6 protein-coding genes and 1 pseudogene are annotated in these 6,524 nt (G+C 60.5%); 6 read left to right on the top strand and 1 reads right to left on the bottom strand.

All coding sequences use genetic code 11. The annotated features are described in order from the left end of the window. The 3 genes and pseudogenes from ACF8Q6_RS25730 to ACF8Q6_RS25720 all read left to right on the top strand — a co-directional run. Nucleotides 1–1,452 (top strand): annotated as a pseudogene (locus ACF8Q6_RS25730) (hypothetical protein); the annotation flags it as partial. 2 nt (nucleotides 1,453–1,454) lie between these two features. Further along, the gene (locus tag ACF8Q6_RS25725; RefSeq protein ID WP_392490197.1) at nucleotides 1,455–2,345 is read left to right on the top strand and encodes a DUF6708 domain-containing protein; all 891 of its coding nucleotides are present in this window, start codon (nucleotides 1,455–1,457) and stop codon (nucleotides 2,343–2,345) included. Beyond that, nucleotides 2,342–2,599: a PAAR domain-containing protein gene (locus tag ACF8Q6_RS25720; protein ID WP_392490196.1), complete on the top strand. Its 258-nt coding sequence runs from the start codon at nucleotides 2,342–2,344 to the stop codon at nucleotides 2,597–2,599. The genes ACF8Q6_RS25725 and ACF8Q6_RS25720 overlap by 4 nt, the downstream gene beginning before the upstream one ends. A 132-nt stretch (nucleotides 2,600–2,731) precedes the next feature. Here the strand turns inward: ACF8Q6_RS25720 and ACF8Q6_RS25715 are convergent, their stop codons facing one another. Beyond that, complete coding sequence (locus ACF8Q6_RS25715; protein ID WP_392490195.1) at nucleotides 2,732–3,502, bottom strand: IclR family transcriptional regulator; 771 nt, start codon at nucleotides 3,500–3,502, stop codon at nucleotides 2,732–2,734. Between the two features lie 156 nt (nucleotides 3,503–3,658). Between ACF8Q6_RS25715 and ACF8Q6_RS25710 the strand changes: the two genes are divergently transcribed. Genes ACF8Q6_RS25710 through ACF8Q6_RS25700 form a run of 3 tightly spaced genes read left to right on the top strand, consistent with a single transcriptional unit; the run spans nucleotide 3,659 to nucleotide 6,511 of the window. Then, nucleotides 3,659–4,468: a shikimate dehydrogenase family protein gene (locus tag ACF8Q6_RS25710; protein ID WP_392490194.1), complete on the top strand. Its 810-nt coding sequence runs from the start codon at nucleotides 3,659–3,661 to the stop codon at nucleotides 4,466–4,468. A 4-nt stretch (nucleotides 4,469–4,472) separates the two neighbouring features. Continuing rightward, nucleotides 4,473–6,206 (top strand): FAD-dependent oxidoreductase, encoded by a 1,734-nt coding sequence (locus tag ACF8Q6_RS25705; protein ID WP_392490193.1) that lies wholly within the window; start codon nucleotides 4,473–4,475, stop codon nucleotides 6,204–6,206. After that, complete coding sequence (locus ACF8Q6_RS25700) at nucleotides 6,191–6,511, top strand: NIPSNAP family protein (protein ID WP_392490192.1); 321 nt, start codon at nucleotides 6,191–6,193, stop codon at nucleotides 6,509–6,511. Before ACF8Q6_RS25705 ends, ACF8Q6_RS25700 begins: the two co-directional genes overlap by 16 nt. Nucleotides 6,512–6,524: the final 13 nt, after the last annotated feature.

Genomic DNA, 6,524 nt, shown 5'->3' with positions numbered 1-6,524 from the left:
GACATCACTGACCTCACCGCCCAGTCGGTCAATACCGTGGTGCTCAAGCGCCTGCGTGGCCAAACCCGTTGGGATGCCAGCCATGGCCTGCGCCAGCAAGTGTTGCTGGCAGCGCGTGAGGCCAATGCCGAGAAAGCGCTGGGGTTGTTGGCGGCGCGCTATCGCATCACCGAGCAGGCCATTACGGAAAATCCCTTTAGCCAGGAGGTGCAGCGGTATTTGAAGAGCGGCATGGCGCAGGTTGAAGAGATGAAAGCGTTGCGCATTTCGGGTAGCCGCACGGTGTCCATCGAGCTGACCACCACTGCGCGCGTGAAACCCAACTTCCTTGGGTTACTCACCTCGGGCGGTGGTGGTGGTTTAAACGCGGGGATGCTGTGGTTCAACATCTTATCGCTCAAGACGGCTTACAACAGCCTGCAAAAGAGCGACGCACCGGAATACACCATGGGGTTCGCTTCATCTGTTTTCGGGGTGATGGGTGCAGCGGCGGCGACGTTGGTCAGCGTACGGGCAACGCAAAAGGCCGTCATGCTGAGATTAAGTGCCACAGCGCCGGGTATGGCCTTTGGCAATGGGGTTATCAAGTTTTTGAGTAGCAATCTGTTTGCCCGATTAGCCGGATACCCGGCAATAGCATTTGCTCTGAGCTCAGATTGGTCAAAGGGATTGCGCCAATTCGATAACGGTAACTCTACGGCTGGCAGATACACAATTGCTGGTGGATTAACCATGGCCATTGGCTCTGCTGTCACTCTTGAAGCAGGACTTGCCATTGCGGGCGCTACAACGCTGGTACCCTTTGCCGGATGGGCCGCCGCTGCCCTTGTCCTCGTAGGCGTAGCCATCATAGCAGGAGGCCTCTACCTACACGCCAAGGCACATGAACGCCTTCACAGCCCAATAGAACTGTGGGCAGCACGTAGCATATTCGGCAATCGCATCAATGATGGAGAGTCGCACGCCAACATCAACTTGGACTTTGACAAAAAACTGCCTGCTTTCACCTCACTGCAAACAGAAATTAAGGCTTGGCACAATGAACATTATGGACCCAAGCTACTATCCGCCGAGCAGGCCTTATCACTCGGCATAACTAACGTCGACACCCGATGGCATCAGAATAACCACTGGTCGCCGCCAGATTGGACAGCGATCACACATAACAAAGTAATCACATCCCAACCAACCGCTGAGTTCACAGTACTGCTGCCTGGCTTTGTGCTTGGGGTAAGCGAATGGTCAGGAAGCTTGAGCACCCTCCGTCACGACAAAGGAATAAACGTATTCCCAATTGCCCCGACCGGCCACATCGTAGGTGCTGGCCTGGTTCTGCATTTCGAGAACACGCTCGCCAACCAAAATCCTGTCTCACTGCATCTAACTTACCGCGCCAATCAAGGGTTGGACGAAGACACTGAGACGCTGTCACTTTTCCGTCTGGATCACTAATTATGGCAACCATCTGGATATTCAATTCAACGTCACACTCCGGGCACGCACCTGCAATTGGAGGACAATTAGCAAAACTATCCGAGAATACCTTGTGTCTGAGAAACCCATGGGTAACAGATTCCGTGCTTATGGGAAAACTGTACTGCGCAATGACGATCACACTACTGATAAGCACTTACCCTTATCTATACCCCAGCATCTCGAGACTCTACAACGAAGACATTTTATTGATGTTTTTATTTCTAATAACCCCCTTCGTGCTCACTCCCTTCCTAGCTTATCGAATTCTCTTTATAAAGGGCCTATCAACCATTTGCCTCAACCGATCAACCCAAAAAATCTACTACCAACGTTTGAGCAAGGTATTTGTGTTTGAATGGAGTAACACCGGAGGTGGCATCTTCAAACGCACCGAATACGGCGGCTCATCATTCAGCACCAGCTATGCCCTCGCCTTCGCCCCCCGCCGGGAAGACGGCAGCCTGCACCAAAAAGACTGCTTGTGGGTCGACAGTAACGAACCCACCGAACCCGGCGTCAAGCATGTCGCCGAAGTGTGGGAATACCTGCGCCACTTCATGGACCACGGCCCAGACAAACTCCCTCCGCCCGGTGAACCCAACTGGTGGCACAAGCCACTGCACGCCATCTGCCTGACCCCGGCAGAAGCCTGGCGCCACTATGCCCCCTGGCGAACCGGCGAGCCCGGTGAAATGCAGGGCAAAAAGAACTGGCAATTGCCGTTCTGGGCCGTGCTGTTTCCCTACAACCTCTCCGTCGCACTCTGCTGGTATGGCATCTGCCGCCTGTTCAACGTCCGAGCCGCGCCACCGCCACCAGCAGCCTTCGAAGAAGCCCCCGTTCAACCCGGCAAAAGGAAGCGCAAATGAAACCCATCGTACTGGTAGGCCATCGTCATAGCTGCCCGCTCCATGGCGAAGGCACTGTGGAAACCGGCGCAAATGCAACATTCGTGGATGGCAAGGCCGTCGCTCGTGTGGGCGATCGCATCAGTTGTGGCGCCATTATCGAAACCGGCGCTGCCTGCACGATCATCGAGGGCCACCCCGCAGCAAGGGAGGGTGACACTACCAGCCATGGAGGGACGTTGATCGAGGGGGACCAGGGTTGGCTCATTGATTGAAAGCCACTATCGGTCACTGAGCCGGATACTGAAGCCTGTCAGTCACCCGGTTGGGATCGTCCAGCGGCTGCTTCGCGGGTGCCCCGTTCTCACACGCATGGCGCCATGCCCGCAAACTGCGCCATGTCTGCGTCAATCCAGCACTGGCCGAAGCAACGCCTGTGCCTCATACAGGGTCGGCAAATACCGCAACCGTATCTCATCGATACTCAACCGCGAAGCATGAGTCGTGATGGTCAGCGTCGCTTTCAACTGACCGGCCCGTCCCAGCAAAGGCACACCCAGCACCCGCATACCGATTTCATATTCCTGATCAACGATACAGAACCTCTGCCCCTTCACGCGCAGCAGCTCAGCGTCCAGCTGCGCCCGGTCTGTCAGTGTGTAAGGCGTCAACGCCCGCAGCGGCTGACGGGCAAAGTATTCGTCCCGCTCCCCCTCATCCAGCCAGGCCAGCCAGACCCGCCCGCCGGCCGTGCAATACATGGGTACCCGCGAGCCCGGCCTGATCGACAAAGACGCCACATGGCTATACCGGCTACGCACCAGATGGATGATCTCATCGCCATCGCGGGTACCCACCGATACGTGCTCCTGGGTCTGCCGCGCCACCTGTTCAACAATCGGCCGCAGCATGCGCGGCAGTTGCGCCGAGTCCACATAGGCCTGGCCGATGCGCAAGGCCTTGGGGGTCAGCCAGTACTCCCGGCTGTCAGTTTCGGCAAAGCCCTCATGCACCAAGGTCAGCAGAAACCGCCGCACCGCACTGGGCGTAAGGCCAGATAACCTGGCCGCCTGCGGCACACTCAGGCGCGGCTGCTCGGCGCTGAACAGTTGCATCAGCGCCAGGCCTTTCTGCAAGCCCGCGATCAAGTCACGGGGATGGATGGCGGGTGTGTTCATGCATTCGACTCGCTACCAGAGGAACAAAAACAGCCGATTACTGCGATAACCGGATCATGACTGCGATTATCGCATTAAGTGGCCGCTTGACGCATTGTTGCACGCGCCCCTCTGCCTCACCCTTGCCTCCATAACAACGCCAATAAGGAGGTCAGCATGATTCGAGGTTCCACTGAACTGGTCGCCATCGTCGGTTCGCCCATCGCCCAAGTGAAGTCTCCGGAAAACTTCAACACCTGGTTCAACCACAACAACTGCAACCTCGCCATGCTGCCCTTCGACCTGCACGAGGCGGCGCTGGACAGCTTTGCGGATACCCTGCGTGGCTGGCAGAACCTGCGCGGTTGCGTGGTCACCGTGCCTTACAAGCAGGCGCTGGCCCACCGCGTGGACGGCCTGAGCGAGCGCGCAGCTGCCCTGGGTTCGGTCAATGTGATACGTCGCGAGCGCGACGGACGCCTGCTGGGCGACAACGTGGACGGCGCCGGCTTCCTCGGCGCTGCGCACAAGCACGGCTTCGAGCCGGCGGGCAAACGGGCACTGGTGATCGGTTGCGGCGGTGTTGGCAGTGCCATTGCCTATGCGCTGGCTGAGGCAGGGATCGCCAGCATTACCCTCAGCGACCCCAGCACAGCACGCATGGGTGCTGTATGCGAACTGCTCGGCAACGGCTTCCCCGGGCTCACGGTCAGCACACAGTTCAGTGGGCTGGAAGACTTCGACCTGGTGGCCAACGCGTCCCCAGTCGGCATGGGCACCCGCGCAGAGCTGCCGCTGTCCGCCGCCCTGCTGGCTACCCTGCTGCCAGATACCCTGGTCGCCGACGTGGTCACCTCACCCGAGATCACCCCGCTGCTGAACCGCGCGCGGCAAGTAGGTTGCAGGATCCAGACTGGCCCGGAAATGGCCTTCGCCCAACTGGGCCACCTTGGCGCCTTCATGGGCGTCACACCGTTGGAGATCTGAAGCCATGACGACTCTGGAGCACACACACAACAGCTTCGACCTGGTTGTGCTGGGCAGCGGTGCCGGTGGTTTTGCCGCTGCCGCCACCGCGGCCCGCCGGGGGCTGAAGGTGCTGGTGGTGGAAAAGGCCGAACGCTTTGGCGGCACCTCGGCGATTTCTGGCGGCGCGGTGTGGCTGTACGGCACCGACCAAGCCCGTGACGCCGGCGCCAAGGACTCCCCCGAGGCAATGCGCACCTACCTCAAGCAGGTCATCGGCGACGGCTACGATCCCGCCTTGGGCGATGCCTTCATCGAGCATGGCCACCAAGCGCTGCGCTGGCTGGAGCAGAACACCGAACTGCGTTATGCCCTGCGCCCACTCTCGCCCGACTATTACCCGGATGCACCCGGCGCCACTCAGTTCGGTCGGGCGCTGGAAATGGTCGAATACGACGGCAAGCACCTGGGCACACGCTTCAAGGACCTGCAGATGCCACCGCCCGGCATGCTGCTGTTCGGCGGCATGATGGTCAACCGGGTGGATATCCAGCATTTCCTCAGTATTCGCCGCTCACCCAGGTCGCTGTGGCATTGCCTGAAGCTGATGGCGCGTTACGCGCGCGACCGCCTGCAGCACCCACGCGGCACCCGGCTTACCACTGGCAACGCATTGATCGCCCGCCTGGCCACCAGCGCCTTCGCCCACGGCACGCAGTTGTGGTTGCGCAGCGAAGCCGTGGAACTGATCGCCGAGCACGGCGTGATCACGGGCGTGGTCGTACAGCGCGAGGGCCGCCGTGAGCGGGTAATGGCCCGTGGTGGCGTGGTGTGCGCCATGGGCGGATTCGCAGCAGGCGCAATGGCCGCCGGCTACCGCCCTGCTCAAAAGGCGCCGCACCTGACCATGTCACCACCGACCAACGACGGAGCCGCCCTGCGCCTTGCCCAGGCCGTGGCAGCAGCCGAGGGCGAGAGCCTGGCGGCCAACTTTTTCTGGGCACCGGTTTCCGAACTACGTCATGCCGATGGTGAACGTGAGCGCTTCCCGCACCTGGTCACCGACCGCGCCAAGCCGGGCGTGATTGCGGTAGACCAAGCCGGGCGGCGCTTCGTCAACGAGTCCGACTCCTACCACCACTTCGTGCACACCATGTTCGCCAACGGCATTGCCAGCTGCTGGCTGGTCTGCGATGCCGAGGCAATGAACCGGTACGGGCTTGGCCTGGCGCGGCCCAAGCCCGTCAACAACCAGGCGTTGATCGACGCAGGCTACCTGTATCGGGCCACCACATCGCAGGCACTGGCCCTGGCCATCGGCGTCGATCCACAGGTGTTTGCGCAAACACTTGCACAGTTCAACAGCGATGCCAGCAATGGCATCGACCGCGCATTTGGCAAAGGCGGCAACAGTTACAACCGCTACATGGGCGACCCGCAACATACGCCCAACCCATGCTTGGCCCCCCTGACCAAGGGGCCGTTCTATGCCATCCGCATTCACACCGGCGACCTCGGTTCAGCCCGTGGCCTGGTGACCAACGCCGATGCCAACGTGCTGAACCGCAGCGGTTTGCCCATTCCCGGGCTGTATGCGGTCGGCAACGACATGAACTCACTGATGAAGGGCACCTACCCCGGCCCCGGCATCACCCTGGGCCCTGCCCTCACCTTCGGCTGGCTTGCTGCCAACCACATCACCGTGCGCCTGCAGGCGCCGGCTACCCCAACGGAGAACCCGGCATGTACTACGAACTGAGAACCTACACCCTCGACCCATTGAAAATGGCCGACTGGCTGGCCCTGTACCAAAGCCACGCACTCGAGGTGCAGAGCGAACACCTGGGCAACCTGGTGGGCTTTTTCACCAGCGAGTTCGGCGACGTCAACCAAGTGGTGCACATCTGGGGCTATGCCAACCTCGACGACCGCATGGCGCGCCGCGCAGCCATGGCGGCAGACTCGCGCTGGGCGGAATTCTCGCGACGCAACCGCGAGCTGGGCGCGGTACTGCGCCTGCAATCGCGGCTGCTGCGCCCGACCGGTTTCTCACCGCTGCAGTAAGCCACACACCACC

The sequence above is a fragment of the Pseudomonas sp. GLN_2 genome (assembly GCF_043106005.1).
Taxonomy (GTDB): Bacteria; Pseudomonadota; Gammaproteobacteria; order Pseudomonadales; family Pseudomonadaceae; genus Aquipseudomonas; species Aquipseudomonas alloputida.
This window is presented reverse-complemented; position numbering and strand designations above follow the sequence as displayed.

What these genes read in the sequence shown, in the direction of transcription:
- ACF8Q6_RS25725 (WP_392490197.1), top strand. Translation starts at nt 1,455, where the DNA reads ATGGCAACCATCTGGATATTCAATTCAACGTCACACTCCGGGCACGCA.
- ACF8Q6_RS25720 (WP_392490196.1), top strand. Translation starts at nt 2,342, where the DNA reads ATGAAACCCATCGTACTGGTAGGCCATCGTCATAGCTGCCCGCTCCAT.
- ACF8Q6_RS25715 (WP_392490195.1), bottom strand. Translation starts at nt 3,502, where the DNA reads ATGAACACACCCGCCATCCATCCCCGTGACTTGATCGCGGGCTTGCAG.
- ACF8Q6_RS25710 (WP_392490194.1), top strand. Translation starts at nt 3,659, where the DNA reads ATGATTCGAGGTTCCACTGAACTGGTCGCCATCGTCGGTTCGCCCATC.
- ACF8Q6_RS25705 (WP_392490193.1), top strand. Translation starts at nt 4,473, where the DNA reads ATGACGACTCTGGAGCACACACACAACAGCTTCGACCTGGTTGTGCTG.
- ACF8Q6_RS25700 (WP_392490192.1), top strand. Translation starts at nt 6,191, where the DNA reads ATGTACTACGAACTGAGAACCTACACCCTCGACCCATTGAAAATGGCC.